Raw genomic sequence first — 16118 nt, forward strand, 5'->3', positions numbered from 1 at the left:
CCTCGCGGAAGCCTCGTACCAACAACCTATTGACATGACATTTTCAGGACGGCATCGTACTCGCCTTAGAGCACCCTCTTAAAGCGCTTTAATCATTCGTCCGCCCCAGGCCCCACCGCCTCCGGGGACGGCTAGCCACGGCGCCCCGGCGCGCCGGAGAGGAACCACCATGAGCACAAGGCCGATCGGGGTGGCGGTCATCGGCGCCGGAATGGCGGGCCGAGCCCACCTCAACGGCTACCGGCAGGCCGCGACGCTGTACGGTGCCGGGCTGCCGGACGTGCGCCTGGTCGCCGTCGCCGACGCCTATGAGCCCTTCGCCCAGGACGCCGCCCGCCGCTACGGCTTCGAGCGGGCCGAGACGGACTGGCGCGCGATCGTGGAGGCCGACGACATCGACGCGGTCAGCGTCGTGGTCGCCAACCATCTGCACCGCGAGATCGTCGAGGCCCTGCTGGCCGCGGGCAAGCATGTGCTGTGCGAGAAGCCGCTGGCGCCGTCGGTGGCCGACGCGCGGGCCATGGTGGCGGCGGCCGAGGGCACCAAACTGGTGGCGGCCACCGGCTTCACCTTCCGCCGCTCCCCCGCCGTCAACGCCGTCCGGCAGCAGGTGCGGGAAGGCTCGCTCGGGCCGGTGCAGCACTTCAACGGCCACTACTGGTGCGACTACGGGCACAACCCCGACGCGCCCATGAGCTGGCGCTACCGGGGCGGTATCGGTTCCGGGGCGCTGTCCGACATCGGCAGCCACCTCATCGATCTCGGCGAGTACTTCTGCGGGCCCGTGCAGAGCGTCCAGGGCGCCATCCTGTCCACCCAGGTGCAGGAGCGGCCCGTGCCACTGGGGACGGCGGTGGGGCACGCGGCCGACGTCCAGGTCAGCGATGAGCGCGAGCGGGTCGAGAACGAGGACATCGCCACCTTCACCGCGACGTTCGCCTCCGGCGCCGTCGGTACCTTCTCCGTCTCACGCATCGCCCGCGGTCTGGCCAACTCCCTGGGCTTCGAGGTCTTCACGAAGGACGGCGCGGCGACCTTCGAACTGTCCCGCCCGGCCGAGTTCACCATCACCGACGCGGCGGCCTCCGACCCGGTGGACGGCTACCGGCGGGTGGTGATCGGCCCCGGCCACCCCTACATCGCCGGCGGCCTGCCCATGGACTTCCCCAGCGTCGGCCACGGCCAGCACGAGTTCTTCGTCTGGCAGGCCCGGGCCTTCCTGGAGCAGATCGCGGGCCTGGACCGGCTGCCGCAGTGCCCCACGCTCGCCGACGGGCTGCACAACCTGCAGGTCATCGACGCGATCGTCGCCTCCGCCGACGCCGGCGGCAAGGCCGTCACCGTCGGGTGACCCGCCCCTTCCCGCCCACCCCGCGCACGACCACCTTCACCGTCGAGAAGGACTGAGGAAAGACAAGATGAGGCTCGGACTCTACAACGCGATCCTGCACGACCGGCCGTTGCCGGAAGCGATCAAAGTCATCGCCGAGCTGGGCCTGACCGGCATCGAGATCAACACCGGCGGTTTCCTGCCCGCCGTACACGTCCCGACCTTCGACGACATCCTGGTCAGCGACACCGCCCGGGACGACTTCCTCGGCCTCTTCGAGGGCACCGGCGTCTCCATCGCCGGCCTGAACGCCAACGGCAACCCGCTGCACCCGAACCCCGCCATCGGCGAGAAGCACGCCGAGGACATCCGCCGCTCCATCCGCCTGGCCGAGCGGCTCGGGCAGCACCGCCTCGTGACCATGTCGGGCCTGCCCGGCGGCGAGCCGGGCGCCTCCCGCCCGAACTGGATCGTCAACGCGTGGAACTCGGCGGCCCTGGACGTGCTCGACCACCAGTGGAAGATCGTCGCGGACTTCTGGCGCGAGACCGACCGGCTCGCCCGTGACCACGACGTCAAGGTCGCCCTGGAGCTGCACCCGCAGAACGTCGTGTTCAACTGCGCCGGCGTGCACCAGCTCATCGACCTCACCGGGGCCACCCACGTGGGCGTCGAACTGGACGCCTCACACCTGTTCTGGCAGCAGATGGACCCCGTCGAGGTCGTACGCCACCTGGGCGAGCTGGTCTTCCACGCCGCTGCCAAGGACGTCCGGATCAACCGCGACCACGTCATCCTCAACGGTGTGCTCGACAACAGCTTCCGACGCCTCACGCCCGACGAGCCGCGCACCAACCTCGGCGGCGACGAGTGGGCCAACGAGTGGCCCAAGGAGTCCGCATGGGACTTCGTCGCCCTCGGCAAGGGCCACGACGTCGCCTACTGGACCGAGTTCCTGCGCGCCCTCCATGAGGTCGACCCGGACATGCTGGTCAACATCGAGCACGAGGACACCGAGCTGGGGCGCGTCGAGGGCGTCGCCGTGGCCGCCGGAGTGCTCAAGGCCGCCGACGCGGCACTGCAGGAGTCGCCGCGGTCGTGACCGCAACGGCCGGCCACCCCTGAAAGACCATCGGCTCCGGCGGTCCGCACACCGCCGGAGCCCGTGACACCAAGGAGCACCCACGATGAGGATCGCCCTCGACCCGTACATGATCCGCAACGTCCCACTGCTCGAACTGCCCTCTGTGGTTGCCGAGTTGGGCTACGAGTGGATCGAGTTGTCGCCCCGTGAGGACTTCATCCCGTTCTTCCGCCACCCGCGCGTGGACGACGGCACGGTCCGCACGTTCCGCAAGGCACTGGACGCGGCGGGCGTGGGGATCTCCTCCCTGCTCCCGCTGTTCCGCTGGTCCGGCCCGGACGAGGACGCCCGGCAGGCCGCCGTACGGTACTGGAAGCGCTCGATCCAGATCGCCGCGGACCTCGGCGTGGACAGCATGATCTCGGAGTTCAACGGCCGGCCCGAGGAAGCCGACCGCAGCGAGGCCCAGTTCTGGAAGTCGATGGACGAACTGCTGCCGCTGTTCGAGCGTGAGGGAATCCGCCTCACCCTGGAGCCGCACCCCGACGACTTCATCGAGAACGGCTACGACGCCGTCAACCTCATCCGGGGCATCAACCACCCGAGTGTGAGCTTCCTGTACTGCGCCCCGCACACCTTCCACATCGGCGACGACGCCCCCGGCATCATCCAGTACGCGGGCGACCTGCTCACCCACGTCCACCTCGCCGACGCCTTCGACCACACGGCGTCCTCCGGAAACCGCTACATCCTCAACCCGCCCGGCACACCGGCCCGCATCCACCAGCACCTGGACATCGGCCAGGGCGAGGTCGACTTCGACGAGCTGTTCCGCGGGCTGCGGGCGAACGGCTTCGACGGCACGCTGACCGCGTGTGTGTTCGCCTGGGAGGAGCGGGCCCGGGAGTCCTCCGTGTTCATGCGGGACAAGATCAAGGAGTACCTGGCCGCCTGGACGTGACCGGGCGCATCGCGGGCCCGCCATAGTAGCCATGTACGGTATCCGGCATGAGCAAGACATCCGAAGGGGCCACCCCGGGTTTCCTGGTGTGGCGGCTGTCGATGAAGTGGCGGGTCGCCGTCGACCGGGCGGTGGCCCCGCTGGGCCTCACCCACGCCCAGTACTCGCTGGTGGCGTCGCTGTACGGCATGCAGCGCACCGGTGAGCGGCCCAGCCAGCGGCGCCTCGCCGACCACACCGGCCTGGAACCGCTGTACGTCTCCAAGCTCGCCCGCAGCCTGGAGTCCGCCGGGCTCCTGGAGCGCGCCAAGGACCCGCGCGACCCGCGCGCGGTGCAGCTCGCGCTGACCGCGGAGGGCCTGGAGACCACCCGGCGGGCGATCGACGTCGTCCACGGTCTACTGACCCAGCTGCTGGAGCCGCTCGGCGGGCTGGACAGCGACCGGACCCGGGAGCTGAGCCGTGACCTGACACTGCTCCTGGACGCACCCCTGGACCCGGCCGCACCCGGCCCTCAGTAGTGGAATATTGAACAACCGCGTTCCGTTGTGGCCGTCGAAGGAGGTCACGAGTGGAGACGCAAGTGAAGACCACGTACTACGACCACGGCACCCCCGCCGAGCGCTGGGAGCGCGCGCAGCAGTTCTTCGCCGCCGAGGACTACGCGGGCGCGGCGCGGGTGCTGGCCGCTCTTGTCGAGGAGGTGCCGGAGCAGACCGGACCCCGGCTGCTGCTGGCCCGCGCCTACTACCACTCGGCCCAACTGCGCCGCGCGGAAGCCGAGTTGCGGCTCATCGTGGAGCGCGACCCGGTGGAGCACTACGCCCGGCTGATGCTGGGCCGCACGCTCCAGCGGCAGGCCCGGAACGACGAGGCGGAACAGCACCTGCGGATCGCCTCGGCGCTCGCGGGCGACTTCCCGGACGCTTCGGCGGAGTGAACGCCCTGTGCGGGGCCCGGTTCCCTTCGGGGGACCGGGCCCTTCGCACGTCTCAGCACCTGTTTGTCACAGGCTCGTGAGGAGGTCGTCGAGCGGGGCCGGTACCTGTTCGGGGTCGAGGGCCTCGACGAGGAGGCGGCCGTAGCGGATCTTGCGGCCCTTCTTCGTGCCGAGGAAGCGCCGCAACTGCTGCTGCCGGGGCCGACCGCGCTGTGCGGGCTGGTTCAGGAAGGTCTGCCAGGCACGTAGGTCGCCCTCGGTCCGGATGATCTCCTCGACCCTTTCCGTGCCCAGCGCGCGGATGAGTTCGTCCTCCAGGTCCCTCACGCACACGAAGAAGCCCCCGCGCGGCGCCCGTGCCCGCTGCAGGCCGCGGTCGTAGAAGCGCTGCTCACCCTCGTCGCACAGTCCTGTCAGGCGCAGGCCGAGGCCGGGCGGCCCGAGGAGGCCGGCGTAGCGGCCGACGTTCATCGCTCCGCCCATCGGTACGACGGACACCCCCTCGGCGGCCAGGTCACGGCCCTGCCGGGCGGCCAGCGCCTCGACGGCCGCGAGGTCACTCAGCCCTTCCAGCAGCACCGCCGTCCGCAGCTTCAGTCGCAGAGCCAGATCACTCGCCGGCCCCCCGGGACCACCTGCCGCCCAGCCATTGACCGCGTCCCGGAACGCCCCTATCTCCGCCATGCAGCGAGTCTGCACCTCCACCGACCGCACGGCACGGGATTATTCGACGGCCGCGCTCGCCATGACCGGCGCCCTCGTCACCTGTGGACAGGGGCCGTACCGTGCACGTCATCGTGGTGCTGTCCCGAGGTCACAGCCGGGTCGCCGCGTGCAGGGTCACGAACAGGGTGACGGCCGAGTTCGCCGAGGACATCGCCGACACCAGGGCGCCGACGGCGGCGCCCCAGACGGCGAGGCCGACCGAGGTGAACGCCGAGGGCCAGGAGCGGGCTGCGGGGGCGGGGGCCAGCAGGGCGGCCACCCGGCGCGGGACGGGGCCGGTCGTGGCGAGCGCGGCGAGGGTGGGCGCGGGGGTGCCGCGCGACAGCAGCGCCGCCTTGCCGATCGCGCGCGCGACCGTACGCCGGTCGCCGACCGCGCGGGCCGCCTCCTCGTCCGCCCAGCGCTCGGCCGTGTAGACGACGGCGGTGCGCAGCGGGCGCAGGAACGGGTTGGCCCGGGCGGCCAGTTGGGCGGCGAGCAGATGGCGGTGGTGGCGGGCGGCGAGGTGGCTGCGCTCGTGGGCGAACAGGGCGCGCCGTTCGGCGGGGGCGAGCCCGGCCAGCAGCGCGGTGGTGACGACGATCCGTCCCCGGCCGCCGGGCAGGGCATAGGCGTACGGCGCGCTGTCGGGCAGGACGGCCACCGTCGGGCCGGGCAGGCCGGCCAGTGCGCGGCGGGCCCGGCGGGTGACCCGGTGGTGGCGCCACAGGGTGCGGGCACAGGCGGTGGCGACCACGGCGAGGGCGGGGATGGCGGCGCGGCCCGCGACCTCGTCGTGCGGGACGGCGGCCCGCACCTCGGGGTCGGACCAGCCGTCGGGCAGAGGGTTGCCGGGCAGTTGGGCGGTGCCCACGACCATCAGCAGGGCCAGACAGAGCGTGCTGCACACGGCCATCACGACGGCGACCGCGGTCAGCAGCCGGGTGGCGGTGCGCGGGTGGAGATGCACCTCGGCGAGCCGGGCGACCGGCCAGGCGGACAGCGGCAGCACCAGCGGCAGGAAGACGAAGACCCCCATGGGCGGTCAGTCTTCCGTACCGCCGTCGCCGGTGTGCGCGGTGTTCCCGTTGTTCACCGAGCCCGGCTCGGCGGCGTCCAGCAGCGCCCGCAGCACCTGTTCGTCGCCGGGCGGCAGGGCGGTGACGAAGCTCGCCAGGACGGCCTCGCGGTCCCGTTCGCCGTCCAGCAGACGGCGCATGCGCAGCGCGGCGAGCCGGGCCACATCCGCGGTGGGCGTCCACAGGAAGGAGCGGCCCTGCCGTTCCCGGGCGACGACGTCCTTGGCGAGCAGCCGGGTGAGGATGGTGACGACGGTGGTGTAGGCGAGGTCGCCGCCGAGGCGCTCCTGCACCCAGGCGGCGCTGACCGGTCCGTCCGCCTCGCGCAGCGCGCCGAGGACCTGGCCCTCCAGTTCGCCCTGCCCGCGCCGCCGGGCCCGGCCCCCGTCCCGCACCATGTCCCGCTCTCCCTCTCCCCTGGCTCGGTTCGCCTCCGCACCGGCCTGCAGAACCACGCTACTTCACACCGGCCGTGCTCCCGTACGTGCGGCGACCGCGGCGGTGCGCGATCTCGCCGAGGACGATGTCGACGGCGATGAATCCGGCCAGCGGGATGCCGAGCAGCGGCACGAAGTAGCCGAGTACGGCGATCACCGCCAGGGCCGGTACGAGCACGTACGGCGGCACCTGCGCCCAGGCGCCGCGCGGGATCGGCCGGCCGAAGGCGGAGCCGCGGCCGCGCTGCCACCACATGCGGTAGCCCCACACGATCAGCAGGATCAGGGAGAGCGCGAGCAGGGCGAGCGCGATCTGGTTGACGATCCCGAAGAGGACGCCGGTGTGCAGGTCGATGCCCCAGCGGGTGAGCTTGGCGAGCACCGGGTAGTCGGCGAACCGGAGTTCGTCGGTGACCTTGCCGGTCGCCGGGTCGACGGCGACGGAGTCCTGCTTCTCCGGCCAGCTGCGCTGGACCTGCTTGACGCCATAGGCGCTGTTCGCGTCGGCGGGCGGCACGATCTCCACCGGGTTGCCGAGTCCCTTGGCCCGGGCCGCCGCGAGCACCTGGTCGAGGCCGACCCCGTGCTCGGCGTCCCCGCCGGTGCCGGCCGCCGCTCCGTGTCCGGCGTGCTCGCCGCCGGCCGCGGCCGCGGAGACGGACGGGGTGGCCTGGCCGAGCGAGGTGCGCAGCTCGTCGATGTGGGCGCCGGCGTACGTCGACCAGGTCAGGCCGGTCGCCGACAGGAACAGGAACCCGGCGGCGGCCCAGACGCCGACCGTGCCGTGCAGGCCGAGGGTGCGGCGCCGCCCGCTGGTCCCGCGCACCTTGCGCAGGGCGCGGCGGCGGGAGAACCAGAGCACCAGGCCGCCGCCCGCGATCACCCACAGCCAGCTGGCCGCCAGCTCGCTGTAGAGCCGGCCGGTGTCGCCGAGGTGCAGGTCGCGGTGGAGTTCGTCGATCCAGGTGCGCAGGGGCAGCGCGCCGGTCGCGCCGTACTGTTCGAGCGCCCCGCGCACCTTGCCGGTGTGGGGGTCCACGAACACGGCGAGGGTGTGGTCGGGGTCGACGCCCTTGACGCCGGAGAGCAGCACCCGGGTGGTCGTGCCGGGCTCGGGTGCGGGCCGTACCGCCGCGACGGTGCCCTCGGGGTGGGCCTTGCGGGCTGCGGCGACCTGGGCGGAGACGGGCAGTTCGCGGTCCCCGGCCGGAACGGTCAGTTCATGGCCGTACACGAGCTTCTCGGCCTGGAACGAGCCCGCGTACAGCAGGCCGGTGACGGCGGCGACCAGCAGGAAGGGGGCGACGAGCAGGCCGGCGTAGAAGTGGAGGCGCAGCACGAGGGGGCGCAGCGGGGCCCAGCGGCTCGGGGAGGGGGCCGGGGCGGGTGCCTCGTCCGTGGCGGGCGAGGGAGCGGTGGTCATCGGCGGGCTTCTCCGGGGACTCGGTCGGGGAGCGGTTGCGCTCCAGTGGTCGGAGCGCCAAGGCCCCGAGTTCCCGCGCGTGTTGGTGACCTGCGTCACAGGGAGGGGCAGATGGGCATGGCATCCTGACGCGATGGCACCTCCCAGCGATCGCGCCCCTCTCGCCGAGCGGGTCGAGGAACTCCTCGCCACCGGCGGCCCCTTGCCCATCGTCGCGGCCGGCCGGCCCGTCCTGCGGCACGGCACCCAGCCCTACGACGGCCAGCTCGCCCCCGCCCTGCTGGCCCGCTTCATCGAGGCCATGCGCGACACGATGCACGCGGCGCCCGGGGTGGGCCTGGCCGCGCCCCAGGTGAGCGTGCCGCTGCGGATCGCGGTCATCGAGGACCCGGCGCCGGTGCCGGAGGAGGTGGCGCTGGCCCGGGGCCGGGTGCCGCAGGCGTTCCGTGTCCTGGTCAACCCGTCGTACGAGCCGGTCGGTACCGCCCGCGTCGCGTTCTTCGAAGGCTGCCTGAGCGTGCCGGGCTGGCAGGCCGTGGTGGCCCGGCACGCCGAGGTGCGGCTGCGCGGCGAGGACGAGCACGGCCGCGCGCTGGACGAGGTGTTCACCGGCTGGCCCGCCCGTATCGTCCAGCACGAGACGGACCACCTCGACGGCACCCTCTACCTCGACCGCGCGGAACTGCGCTCCCTGTCCACGAACGAGGCGGTGGCGGCGCTGTGGGCCCAGCCGACACCGGAGGCGGCGGCCGAGGCGCTGGGCTTTGAACTGCCCTAATCCGGACCTCAGTTGTCCCGGTAGGCCTCCAGCAGCCGCAGCCACACCTCGCTGAGCGTCGGATACGAGGCGACCGCGTGCCACAGGCGGCCGACCGGGACGCGGCCGGCGACCGCGACGGTCGCGGAGTGGATCAGTTCGCCGACACCGGGCCCGACGAAGGTGACACCGCGCAGGATCTCCTCCTCCAGGTCGACCACCATGCGGGCGCGGCCCTTGTAGCCGTCGGCGTACAGGCCGGCCCCGGCGACGGAGGAGAACTCGACGTCGACGGCGCGGACGCGATGGCCGGCCTGTTCCGCCTCGGCGAGGGAGAGGCCGACGGCGGCGGCCTCCGGGTCGGTGAAGACGACCTGGGGTACGGCGTGGTGGTCGGCGGTCGCGGCGTGCGCGCCCCAGGGTTCGTCCAGCAGGGGGCTGTCCGCGGCCCGGGCGGCGATGGCGGCGCCGGCGATGCGGGCCTGGTACTTGCCCTGGTGGGTGAGGAGGGCGCGGTGGTTGACGTCACCGACCGCGTAGAGCCAGTCCGTGCCGTTGACGAGGAGACTGTCGTCCACGTCCAGCCAGGAGCCCGGCCGCAGGCCGACGGTGTCGAGGCCGATGTCGTCGGTGTGCGGGACGCGGCCGGTGGCGAAGAGGATCTCGTCGGCCTCCAGGCGGTCGCCGGTGTGGGTGACGGCCACGACGGTGCCGTTCTCGCGGGTGACGGACTCCACCGAGGTGCCGGTGCGGACGTCTACGCCCGCCTCGGTGAGGGCCTCGGCGACCAGTTCCCCGGCGAACGGCTCCATGCGGCCCAGCAGGCCCTTGCCGCGCACCAGCAGCGTGACCTGCGAGCCGAGGGCCTGCCAGGCGGTGGCCATCTCGGTGGCGACGACACCGCCGCCGACCACGATCAGCCGTGCGGGGGCCGCCTTGGCGCTGGTGGCCTCGCGGCTGGTCCAGGGCTTGACCTCGGCCAGCCCGGGCAGGTCGGGCAGCTGGGCGCGGGTGCCGGTGCTGACGGCCACCGCGTGCCGCGCGGTCAGGGTGGTCACGGTGCCGTCGGGGCCGGTCACGGTGACCGTGCGGGGGCCGGCGAGGCGGCCCTGGCCGCGGAACAGGTCGGCGCCGATGCCGTCCAGCCAGCGGACCTGGCCGTCGTCGTGCCAGTGCGAGGTGTACTCGTCCCGGCGGGCGAGGACGGCGGGCGTGCCGAGGGGACCCTGGACCGCCTCGCTCAGGCCGGGCAGGCGGCGGGCGTCCGCCTGGGCGATGACCGGCCTGAGCAGTGCCTTGCTGGGCATGCAGGCCCAGTACGAGCACTCGCCGCCGACCAGCTCGCTCTCCACGACCGCGGTGGTGAGGCCGGCCGCACGGGTGCGGTCGGCGACGTTCTCCCCCACGGGTCCGGCCCCGAGCACCACGACGTCGTACGCGATGGATTCCGTTTCCGTCATGGGGTCAGTCTGGTGCGTGGTCGGCGCGGGGGCCACACGGGTACGCGCGCGGAACACGACCGTGCACGCACGGAACAGGCACGGGACACGCATGGAACAGGCCTGGGACAGGCAGGAGACAGGCATGGAATAGGCGGCCGGATCGCCGTGTTTCCGCCGTCGGCACAAGCCCCCACACCAGGAAGAGGGAATCACGCCATGAGCAGCACTGTGGAGCTGACCAAGGAGAACTTCGACCAGACCGTCACCGGGAACGAGTTCGTCCTCATCGACTTCTGGGCCTCCTGGTGCGGGCCGTGCCGTCAGTTCGCGCCGGTGTACGAGAAGGCCGCCGAGGACAACCCCGACCTGGTGTTCGGCAAGGTGGACACCGAGGCCCAGCCGGAGCTGGCCCAGGCCTTCGGCATCCAGTCGATCCCGACGCTGATGATCGTCCGGGACCAGGTCGCGATCTTCGCCCAGCCGGGCGCCCTGCCCGAGGCCGCCCTCGCGGACGTCATCGGCCAGGCCCGGAAGCTGGACATGGACGAGGTCCGCAAGAGCATCGCCGCCCAGCAGGCGCAGGGCGAGTAGCCGACGGCGTCAGAACGGGTACGGCGCCACGTCGCCGCGTACGGTCGTCCAGCGCAGCTCGGTGAAGGCCTCCAGGTTGGCCTCGCCGCCGAAGCGGGCGCCGGTGCCGGACGCGGCGACGCCGCCGAACGGGGCCACCGCCTCGTCGTTCACGGTCTGGTCGTTGATGTGGACGATCCCGGTCGGGATGCGTTCGGCGAGGTCCAGGCCGCGTGCGGGGTCCCGGGTGACGATGCCGAGCGAGAGGCCGTAGGCGCTGTCCGCCGCGAGCGCGGCCGCCTCGTCGGCGGTGGCGAAGGAGCGGACCGGGGCGACCGGGCCGAAGACCTCCTCGGTGTAGGCGGGGGTGTGGTCGTCGACGCCGGCGAGCACGGTCGGCCGGTAGAAGAGCCGGTCGTGGGTGCCGCCCGCGGCGAGTTTCGCGCCGCGCGCCGCACTCGTCTCCACCAGGCCCTGGATCTTGGCGAGTTGGCCCGCGTCGATGACCGGGCCGAGGTGCACCTGGTCGCGGTACGGGTCGCCGACGGCGAGCGAGTCGGCCTTGGCGGCGAGCCGTTCGACGTACTCCTCGTACAGCGAGGCGTGGACGAGGTGGCGGCCGGTCGTCATGCAGATCTGGCCCTGGTGGAAGAAGGAGCCCCAGGCCGCCGTGGAGATCACCGCGTCCAGGTCGGCGTCCGCCAGCACGATCAGGGCCGAGTTTCCGCCGAGTTCGAGGTGGGCGCGCTTGAGGTGGCGGCCGGCCAGCTCGCCGACGGCACGGCCCGCCGCAGTGGACCCGGTGAAGGAGATGACGGGGACGAGCGGGTCCTCGACCAGCGCCTGCCCGACCTCGGCGCCCCCGGGCAGCACCTGCAGCAGGTCCTCCGGCAGGCCCGCCTCGGCGAGAACGGCGGCGAGCGCCAGTCCGCCGCAGACCGCGGTGCGCGGATCGGGCTTCAGGACCACCGCGTTGCCCAGCGCGAGGGCGGGGGCGACGGAGCGGATGGAGAGGATCAGCGGGGCGTTGACGGCGCGATCACGCCGACGACGCCGGCGGGCACCCGGCGGGTGTACGACAGCCGGGGCGCCTCGCTGGGCAGCACCTGTCCGGCGGGGCGGGAGGCGAGGGCGGCGGCCTCGTAGCACTCCTGGGCGGCGACATGCAGTTCGAAGTCCGCCTTGCCGGGGACGGACCCGGACTCGCGGACCAGCCAGGTGCGCAGTTCCTCGGCGTGCTCGGTGAACAAGTCCCCTGCCCTGCACAGCACTTGGGCCCGGACGAAGTGCGGTGTGCGGGCCCACTCGCGCTGGGCGGTGCGGGCGGCCCGGGCCGCCGGGGCGACGTCCTGGGGTGCGGCGAGGGTGAGGGTGCCGAGTGGGTCGCCGGTGGCGGGTTCGGTGACGGTGCACTCGGGGCCCGCCGGGGTGCGGGTCTGCCAGGACTTCGGGTCGAGCAGCGGCATGTCGGCTCTCCGATCGGTCGCCGGGCGGTACGGCTCGGGGCGCGGGCCGGGTCCGGGGGCGTTCCGGGGACGCGCCTATTTTGTTGAGCGCGAAACTACATCGCGGTCATGCCTCTCCGGAACCCTAACCGCCGCCGCAGACCGGGTCAGCTGGAGTCGCGCTGGACGAGCGACGCGCCCAGCACCTTGCGCACCTCGGGCTCGCCGCCGGGGTCGCGCACCGCGCGGTCGACCAGTTCCGCGAGGTCACGGCCGGACGGCAGCTCGATGTGGACGGTGCTGAGCCGTGGCCGCAGCAGCCGGCCGAGCATCAGGTCGTCGGCGCCGACGACGGCGACGTCCTCGGGGATGCGCACACCCTGGTCCTGCAGGGCGCGCATCAGCAGCATGGCGTACTCGTCGTTGTAGGCGAACACCGCGTCCAGGCCCGACTCGGGCCAGCGGGCGGCGAGTTCGGCGGCGGCCTGCTCGGTGTACGCGAGCGGCACGGCGGTCACGGTCGCGTCCGTGCCGTGCAGGGCCTGGTGCACTCCGGCGAGCCGGGGCCGGGAGAAGGACTCCAGGCCCGGTTCCTCGGGGACGATCACACCGATACGGCGACGGCCGCGGGCGTACAGATGCGCGCCGGCGCAGTACCCGACGGCGTCGTGGTCCATCAGCAGGGCGTGTGCGCCGTCGACGCGTTCGGGTCCCAGGGTCACCACGGCGCGGGCACCGGACCGCTTGAGCACCGCGACGCCCTGCGGGCCGAGCCCCGCGCCCGGCACCAGGACGGCGACGGGACGCAACTCGGCCCAGGCGCGGGCGGCCTCGTCGCCCTGGAGGCCGACGGTGCCGTACTGCACGACCGTGTAGTCGAGGCGGCCGAGGGCCGACTGGAGATCCCCGAGGAAGCCGCTGTAGAGGGGGCCCACCGGGAACGTCGGGGCGGGCATCAGGACCATACGGCTGTGTCCGGCGCGCAGGCTGCGGGCGGCCGCGTGGGGCACGTAGCCCAGCTCCCGGGCGGCCTCGTGGACGCGGCGGCGCGTCGGCTCGCTGATCCGTACGGCACTGGTGTTGTTGAGGACGTAGGAGACGGTCGCGCGCGAGACGCCGGCCAGCCGGGCCACATCGGCACTCGTGGGGACGGAGTGCGGAGCGGGCGCAGCGGACGGGGACGTGTTCGGTATCTGCACCATGACAGACCGCATCTTGGCAGAGCGGTGGCGGGCGGGGGCGAGCGGGGGAAGGTGGTTCATCGCTGAACTAATTAAGCGGTCCGTGGTCCATAAATCTACGAACACGTTCGTTCCGAACTTGCTCGTAACGAACATGTTCGTTACCGTGGACACATGACAGCTTCCCCCCGCTCCCGTCGCGAACGTCCCGCCAAGCCCGCTCTCACCCGGGAGGGCATCGTCGCCGCCGCGGTGGCGATCCTGCGCGCCGAAGGGCTGCGGAAGGTGACCATGCGGCGGCTGGCACAGGAACTCGACACGGGTCCGGCCTCGCTGTACGTCTACGTCCGCAACACCGACGAGCTGCACGCGGCCGTCCTGGACGAACTGCTCGGCACGGTGGGGCCCGCTCCGGTCGAGGGCAGCTGGCGCGATCGGCTGGAGCGCGTGCTCACCGACTGCACGCGGATGCTGCTGGAGCATCCGAGCCTCGCCCGCTCGGCGCTGACCGCCCGGCCGAGCGGCCCGCACTACCTGAACCTGATCGAAACGCTGCTCGCCCTGCTCGACGAGGGCGGGGTGCCGCGCGAGCGGGCGGCCTGGGGCGTCGACCTGCTGCTGCAGCACGCCACCGCGACCGCCGCCGAGCACGCCGGGGAGGAGTCCCCGGGTGACTGGCAGGCGCTGGAGAGCACCCTGCGCGGGGCGTCCGAGGACACCCACCCGCACATCGCCTCGACCGGCGACGCCCTGCTGTCCGGTGCCCCCGAGGCCCGGCTGTCCTGGGCCTTCCAGGCACTGATCAACGGCATCGAGCGCACCGCCGTACCCGACTGACCCCCTCACCTCCCAGGAGGCCACCATGACCACCCCTGCCCCCGCCCTCCCCCACCACCCCATCGCCATAGTCGGCGCCGGACTCGGCGGGCTCGCGCTCGCCCGGGTGCTGCACGTGCACGGCATCGAGGCGGCCGTGTTCGAGCTGGACGCCTCGCCGGCCGTGCGGACGCAGGGCGGCATGCTCGACATCCACGACGACTCCGGCCAGGTGGCGCTGCGCGCGGCCCGGCTGTACGACGCGTTCCTGGCCCGCGTCCACGCCGGCGGTCAGGCCACGCGGGTCCTCGACCAGCGCGGGACGGTCCGCCTGGAGCTGCCGGACGACGGCACCGGCGGGCGCCCCGAGATCGACCGCGGCGACCTGCGCGACCTGCTGCTGGACTCCCTGCCGGACGGCACCGTCCGCTGGGGCGTGAAGGTGACCGGCGCGCGCCCGCTCGGCGCCGGCCGGCACGAGGTCGCGCTCGCCGACGGCAGTGCCTTCACCACGGACCTGCTGGTCGGCGCGGACGGCGCCTGGTCCCGCATCCGCCCCCTGCTGTCCCCCGCCCGGCCCGCCTACACCGGGGTGTCGTTCGTCGAGGCGGACCTGCCGGCGGCCGATGTGCGCCACCCCGAGAGCGCCCGGGTGGTCGGCGGCGGAATGCTGTTCGCGCTCGGCGCCGGCCGGGGCTTCCTCGCCCACCGCGAGCCCGACGGCAGCCTGCACGTCTACGCCGCCGTCGAGGCGCCGGAGGACTGGCTGGACGGCATCGACTTCACCGACACCGAGGCGGCCAAGGCGGCCGTGCTCAAGGAGTTCGACGGCTGGGACGAGAGCCTGAAGGCGCTGGTCACGGACGCGGACGACGCCCTGGTGCCGCGGCGGATCCACGCCCTGCCGGTCGGCCACCGCTGGGACCGGGTCCCCGGCGTCACCCTGCTCGGCGACGCCGCGCACCTGATGTCGCCGTTCGCGGGCGAGGGCGCCAACCTCGCGCTGCTCGACGGCGCCGAACTGGGCCTCGCGCTCGCCGCGCACCCCGGGGACACCGAGGCCGCGCTGGCCGCCTACGAGGAGACGATGTTCCCGCGCGGCGAGTTCTCGGCGGCGGACTCCGCGCAGAGCGCCGCGATGCTGTTCCGCGCCGACGCACCGCAGGGGCTGGTCGACATGTTCACCGCCGACCACGGCTGAACAGGGCTCAGCCGGACCACTCCGTGCCCGTCACCCGTGCCACGAGGTCGTGCCAGCCGGACTCCAGCCGTTGCATGGGCATCCCGCACTGCCGGGTCAGATGGTGGATCAGCGCCGGGTCGAGCGAGGCCATCAGCGTCTGGGAGAGGAGTTCGCAGTCGGCGGTGGGCACGATCTGCCGCAGCAGCATCGCGACGTGCGTGCGCAGGGCCTGGACCGAGGGGTGGGAGAACCGGCGGGCCGGCTCCGGCTGGGCGGCCAGCTGCAGGTCCAGCTGCTCGGCCGATCGGTAGAGCACGGCCACGCCGAAGGCCCGCAGCCGCTCCAGGGGCGGCGCCCCGGGACCCAGCGGCGGCGGTCCGCCGAGGAAGTCGGCCTGCAGCTGCCGCGCCGAGTGGTCGAGCAGTGCCGTCAGCAGCCCGTTGCGGTCGCCGAAGCGGCGGAAGACCGTGCCCTTGCCCACCTGGGCCGCGGCGGCCACCGCCTCCATCGTCACTCCGGCCACTCCGTGCTCCGCGATCAGCCGGGCGGCGGCCTCCAACAGCCGGGCCCGGTTGCGAGCCGCGTCGGCGCGCAGGCAGGGCTCGTCCGGGGCCGACTCGACCTCCAGCAACCGAGGGGGTTCGAGGGGCTCCTGAGGCTTCGGGAAGGGCGGCAGGGCGCTGGACATGACGACAGCGTAAAGCATCGGGAATGAAACTGGACCGCGGTCCGGTTAGCCTGATACAAACTTAAGCGGACCCCGGT

At 73.0% G+C, this 16118-nt stretch carries 16 protein-coding genes and 1 pseudogene; 9 read left to right on the top strand and 8 right to left on the bottom strand.

Annotation, left to right across the window (positions count from 1 at the left end; translation table 11 throughout):
• Positions 1 to 169: 169 nt before the first annotated feature.
• The 5 genes from CRP49_RS41520 to CRP49_RS41540 all read left to right on the top strand — a co-directional run bounded on the left by CRP49_RS41520 (position 170) and on the right by CRP49_RS41540 (position 4315).
• On the top strand, positions 170 to 1351 hold the full coding sequence (locus tag CRP49_RS41520; RefSeq protein ID WP_097258531.1) for a Gfo/Idh/MocA family protein: 1182 nt from the start codon (positions 170 to 172) through the stop codon (positions 1349 to 1351).
• A 67-nt stretch (positions 1352 to 1418) separates the two neighbouring features.
• On the top strand, positions 1419 to 2432 hold the full coding sequence (locus tag CRP49_RS41525; protein ID WP_097258532.1) for a sugar phosphate isomerase/epimerase: 1014 nt from the start codon (positions 1419 to 1421) through the stop codon (positions 2430 to 2432).
• An 85-nt stretch (positions 2433 to 2517) separates the two neighbouring features.
• Positions 2518 to 3375 carry a sugar phosphate isomerase/epimerase gene (locus CRP49_RS41530; protein ID WP_097258533.1) on the top strand — a complete coding sequence of 286 codons (858 nt, stop codon included), beginning with the start codon at positions 2518 to 2520 and terminating at the stop codon, positions 3373 to 3375.
• Positions 3376 to 3422: 47 nt separating this feature from the next.
• Positions 3423 to 3896, top strand: a complete 474-nt coding sequence (locus CRP49_RS41535) for a MarR family winged helix-turn-helix transcriptional regulator (RefSeq protein ID WP_097258534.1) — start codon at positions 3423 to 3425, stop codon at positions 3894 to 3896.
• Between the two features lie 62 nt (positions 3897 to 3958).
• Complete coding sequence (locus CRP49_RS41540; protein ID WP_097259309.1) at positions 3959 to 4315, top strand: tetratricopeptide repeat protein; 357 nt, start codon at positions 3959 to 3961, stop codon at positions 4313 to 4315.
• Positions 4316 to 4381: 66 nt separating this feature from the next.
• Here CRP49_RS41540 and CRP49_RS41545 read toward each other — a convergent pair whose 3' ends face one another.
• The 4 genes from CRP49_RS41545 to CRP49_RS41560 all read right to left on the bottom strand — a co-directional run bounded on the left by CRP49_RS41545 (position 4382) and on the right by CRP49_RS41560 (position 7959).
• Entirely contained in the window at positions 4382 to 4999 is a 618-nt protein-coding gene (locus tag CRP49_RS41545) for a TOPRIM nucleotidyl transferase/hydrolase domain-containing protein (RefSeq protein WP_097258535.1), read from the bottom strand.
• Positions 5000 to 5129: 130 nt separating this feature from the next.
• Positions 5130 to 6059, bottom strand: coding sequence for a M56 family metallopeptidase (locus CRP49_RS41550; protein ID WP_097258536.1), 930 nt, complete (start codon positions 6057 to 6059; stop codon positions 5130 to 5132).
• Positions 6060 to 6065: 6 nt separating this feature from the next.
• Positions 6066 to 6497: a BlaI/MecI/CopY family transcriptional regulator gene (locus CRP49_RS41555; RefSeq protein ID WP_094222445.1), complete on the bottom strand. Its 432-nt coding sequence runs from the start codon at positions 6495 to 6497 to the stop codon at positions 6066 to 6068.
• Between the two features lie 58 nt (positions 6498 to 6555).
• Positions 6556 to 7959: a PepSY domain-containing protein gene (locus tag CRP49_RS41560; protein ID WP_097258537.1), complete on the bottom strand. Its 1404-nt coding sequence runs from the start codon at positions 7957 to 7959 to the stop codon at positions 6556 to 6558.
• 133 nt (positions 7960 to 8092) lie between these two features.
• On the opposite strand from CRP49_RS41560, the gene CRP49_RS41565 reads away from it, so the two are divergent.
• Complete coding sequence (locus tag CRP49_RS41565) at positions 8093 to 8737, top strand: peptide deformylase (protein WP_097258538.1); 645 nt, start codon at positions 8093 to 8095, stop codon at positions 8735 to 8737.
• 8 nt (positions 8738 to 8745) lie between these two features.
• Here the strand turns inward: CRP49_RS41565 and CRP49_RS41570 are convergent, their stop codons facing one another.
• Positions 8746 to 10176 carry an NAD(P)/FAD-dependent oxidoreductase gene (locus CRP49_RS41570; protein WP_097259310.1) on the bottom strand — a complete coding sequence of 477 codons (1431 nt, stop codon included), beginning with the start codon at positions 10174 to 10176 and terminating at the stop codon, positions 8746 to 8748.
• 198 nt (positions 10177 to 10374) lie between these two features.
• Here CRP49_RS41570 and trxA point away from each other — a divergent pair, with 198 nt between their 5' ends.
• The gene (trxA, locus tag CRP49_RS41575; RefSeq protein ID WP_097258539.1) at positions 10375 to 10749 is read left to right on the top strand and encodes a thioredoxin; all 375 of its coding nucleotides are present in this window, start codon (positions 10375 to 10377) and stop codon (positions 10747 to 10749) included.
• 9 nt (positions 10750 to 10758) lie between these two features.
• On the opposite strand, the pseudogene CRP49_RS41580 reads toward trxA, so the two are convergent.
• Together CRP49_RS41580 and CRP49_RS41585 are read right to left on the bottom strand one after the other, a co-directional pair.
• Positions 10759 to 12194: pseudogene (locus CRP49_RS41580) on the bottom strand (aldehyde dehydrogenase family protein).
• Positions 12195 to 12340: 146 nt separating this feature from the next.
• Entirely contained in the window at positions 12341 to 13387 is a 1047-nt protein-coding gene (locus CRP49_RS41585) for a LacI family DNA-binding transcriptional regulator (RefSeq protein WP_094222472.1), read from the bottom strand.
• Between the two features lie 141 nt (positions 13388 to 13528).
• Between CRP49_RS41585 and CRP49_RS41590 the strand changes: the two genes are divergently transcribed.
• Positions 13529 to 14191: a TetR/AcrR family transcriptional regulator gene (locus CRP49_RS41590; RefSeq protein WP_097258540.1), complete on the top strand. Its 663-nt coding sequence runs from the start codon at positions 13529 to 13531 to the stop codon at positions 14189 to 14191.
• 25 nt (positions 14192 to 14216) lie between these two features.
• Positions 14217 to 15371, top strand: coding sequence for an NAD(P)/FAD-dependent oxidoreductase (locus CRP49_RS41595; RefSeq protein ID WP_097258541.1), 1155 nt, complete (start codon positions 14217 to 14219; stop codon positions 15369 to 15371).
• A gap of 7 nt (positions 15372 to 15378) precedes the next feature.
• On the opposite strand, the gene CRP49_RS41600 is transcribed toward CRP49_RS41595, so the two are convergent.
• Positions 15379 to 16059: a TetR/AcrR family transcriptional regulator gene (locus tag CRP49_RS41600; RefSeq protein WP_179852015.1), complete on the bottom strand. Its 681-nt coding sequence runs from the start codon at positions 16057 to 16059 to the stop codon at positions 15379 to 15381.
• Positions 16060 to 16118: the final 59 nt, after the last annotated feature.

Origin of the sequence: Streptomyces sp. Ag109_G2-15 (assembly GCF_900215565.1) — a bacterium.
In the GTDB taxonomy this organism is placed as follows: Bacteria; Actinomycetota; Actinomycetes; order Streptomycetales; family Streptomycetaceae; genus Streptomyces; species Streptomyces diastatochromogenes.

Bases quoted from the DNA above. Each gene is read 5' to 3' on its own strand.
- CRP49_RS41545 (WP_097258535.1), bottom strand. From the start codon at position 4,999: ATGGCGGAGATAGGGGCGTTCCGGGACGCGGTCAATGGCTGGGCGGCA.
- CRP49_RS41535 (WP_097258534.1), top strand. From the start codon at position 3,423: ATGAGCAAGACATCCGAAGGGGCCACCCCGGGTTTCCTGGTGTGGCGG.
- trxA (WP_097258539.1), top strand. From the start codon at position 10,375: ATGAGCAGCACTGTGGAGCTGACCAAGGAGAACTTCGACCAGACCGTC.
- CRP49_RS41550 (WP_097258536.1), bottom strand. From the start codon at position 6,059: ATGGGGGTCTTCGTCTTCCTGCCGCTGGTGCTGCCGCTGTCCGCCTGG.
- CRP49_RS41520 (WP_097258531.1), top strand. From the start codon at position 170: ATGAGCACAAGGCCGATCGGGGTGGCGGTCATCGGCGCCGGAATGGCG.
- CRP49_RS41560 (WP_097258537.1), bottom strand. From the start codon at position 7,959: ATGACCACCGCTCCCTCGCCCGCCACGGACGAGGCACCCGCCCCGGCC.
- CRP49_RS41585 (WP_094222472.1), bottom strand. From the start codon at position 13,387: ATGCGGTCTGTCATGGTGCAGATACCGAACACGTCCCCGTCCGCTGCG.
- CRP49_RS41595 (WP_097258541.1), top strand. From the start codon at position 14,217: ATGACCACCCCTGCCCCCGCCCTCCCCCACCACCCCATCGCCATAGTC.
- CRP49_RS41555 (WP_094222445.1), bottom strand. From the start codon at position 6,497: ATGGTGCGGGACGGGGGCCGGGCCCGGCGGCGCGGGCAGGGCGAACTG.
- CRP49_RS41600 (WP_179852015.1), bottom strand. From the start codon at position 16,059: ATGCTTTACGCTGTCGTCATGTCCAGCGCCCTGCCGCCCTTCCCGAAG.
- CRP49_RS41590 (WP_097258540.1), top strand. From the start codon at position 13,529: ATGACAGCTTCCCCCCGCTCCCGTCGCGAACGTCCCGCCAAGCCCGCT.
- CRP49_RS41565 (WP_097258538.1), top strand. From the start codon at position 8,093: ATGGCACCTCCCAGCGATCGCGCCCCTCTCGCCGAGCGGGTCGAGGAA.
- CRP49_RS41530 (WP_097258533.1), top strand. From the start codon at position 2,518: ATGAGGATCGCCCTCGACCCGTACATGATCCGCAACGTCCCACTGCTC.
- CRP49_RS41570 (WP_097259310.1), bottom strand. From the start codon at position 10,176: ATGACGGAAACGGAATCCATCGCGTACGACGTCGTGGTGCTCGGGGCC.
- CRP49_RS41525 (WP_097258532.1), top strand. From the start codon at position 1,419: ATGAGGCTCGGACTCTACAACGCGATCCTGCACGACCGGCCGTTGCCG.